The sequence below is a fragment of the Bacillus sp. AFS023182 genome (genome assembly GCF_002560575.1).
In the GTDB taxonomy this organism is placed as follows: domain Bacteria; phylum Bacillota; class Bacilli; order Bacillales; family Bacillaceae_G; genus Bacillus_A; species Bacillus_A arachidis.
Map to the genome: position 1 here is coordinate 1 of NZ_NTRO01000029.1, position 1,915 is coordinate 1,915.

Genomic DNA, 1,915 nt, shown 5'->3' on the forward strand with positions numbered 1-1,915 from the left:
GTGTGAGCAAAGTCCCTTTAGCATGATTAAGGGACTTTTTTAAATTTCTACATACTTAAGGTTCCGTCACATCAACATCAAGTTAAAGCACTTTTAAAACATTAAAAAGTGCTTTTTATTTATTATAAATACGAATGTAAACTTTTAGATAGAAGTTTACTTTCAAATACCATCATAAGCAAAGTAATACTGCCTGGTTAAAAATTTTGAATAGATATAAATTTCATTCCCTAAAAACGTCTAAATTTAATATAATAATACATATATATTATTAAAGATTGAGAGGAACATTATGCAAAGTTTGAAAATGGTCAAATTTAACATATAGATATTTGGGATATTATTTATTGCTAATACTATTGAATTTATTTCCATACTTACCACAGATCATAAATTTAATTGGTTAAAGGCTTTTTGTGCAATTGGATTTTTCTTAGTATTTATATTAAATCTATTCGATTTTAAAAATAAAAATTATAAAACTACATAATTAATATCAAATAAAAAGCACTTTTAAAACATTGAAAAGTGCTTTTTATTTATTATAAATACAAATGTAAACTTTTGAATATTAGTTTACTTTCAACAAAAAAGAAGACTGAACTAGATTAACTCTCTAGTACAGTCTTCTTTTTCTTGTATATAAAATTTAAATCCAATATACATAGAATTTCTTTTAATTTATATAAAAATTTTTATCTTTTGTATAATTAAACTTTACTTTTTTATAAAATAGATTTAATATAAGTGTTAGGAAAGGAAGGTGTTAACTTTGAAGGAAAAATTTGGAGATTATATAGTGAATAAAGTGTATGAACATAGAGTGTTAAGAAGAATGTCACAAAAAGATTTAGCTGATGCTGTTGGAGTTTCTAAGCAAACGATATTTGTTATGGAAAAGAATAATTATTCTCCTTCACTGGTGTTAGCATATCGAATAGCTAATTATTTTGAGGTTGATATAAACGAAATATTCTCTTATGTAGGAAAGGAAGATAATAATGCTTGATCTATTAAACAACTGGATGTTAGAAAGCACGAACAATTTTAATATCATTGTAGGATTTATATCACTTCTATTTGTAGGTTCAGCAATTGTGCTTTTTATTATGATGAAAAAATTTGGTCAACCGGATGAAAGAACAAATGCTATTTATCTTAAAATTGTTTCTTGTATGTTTTTTACTCAACTTATAATGAATGGCGCATTTATTTCTTTAGTTGGTAAAGATATGTATTTTCGTCAATTTTTCATATTATTTGAAGCCATTGTCTTTTTCGTTGGAGCTATTTATTCTGTTAGATTATATAGAAGAGAATTCAAATAATTTACTTGCAAAAAACAATAAAAAAACAGTAGTGATTTTATGCACTACTGTTTTTTTATTACTCCTTTTTGAAAGTAAACTTTTAAATAGAAATTTACCTTCAAAAAGGAGTCTGAGAGGTATTGTGTATATTTTGTTCACCTCAGGTACAACAAAAGAGCCTTACATCTGTAGGCAAGACTCCACTNNTAACATTCCGCCTACAGCTAATACCTGTTTAACCCAGCTCTTGAGTTTCGGATTACTATAAATCACTTGCATTCTTTCCATATCGTTTCCTCCTATTAAGAAGAACCCTTAAAGACTCTCACCTCGCTATGGTACCATTAAAGAATGAGTAATAGGGGTATAATTTTTGTCTAAACGTATAAATATGTAATATTGCATATAGAAATGTATTGTTATAAATGTAAGCGCTTACTATAATAAGGGTATAAAGATTCACCACATCTTAATACGAAAAAAGAGGAGAAAATAGTATGGAAATCGCAATGACAGTTTTAAAGTTTATAGGTGGAGCAATCCCATTAGTTCAAGAACTTCTAAAAACATTTATGTAAATTCATTATTTAGCAATTATTTATAAA

General features: G+C 26.2%; 2 protein-coding genes. Both read left to right on the forward strand.

Translation table 11 applies throughout. From position 1 onward, the window contains the following. Positions 1-772: 772 nt before the first annotated feature. Complete coding sequence (locus tag CN288_RS15815; protein ID WP_098302599.1) at positions 773-1,009, forward strand: helix-turn-helix transcriptional regulator; 237 nt, start codon at positions 773-775, stop codon at positions 1,007-1,009. Next, positions 1,002-1,328, forward strand: coding sequence for a 6-aminohexanoate hydrolase (locus CN288_RS15820; protein WP_098302600.1), 327 nt, complete (start codon positions 1,002-1,004; stop codon positions 1,326-1,328). The genes CN288_RS15815 and CN288_RS15820 overlap by 8 nt, the downstream gene beginning before the upstream one ends. The last annotated feature ends 587 nt before the right edge of the window (positions 1,329-1,915 follow it).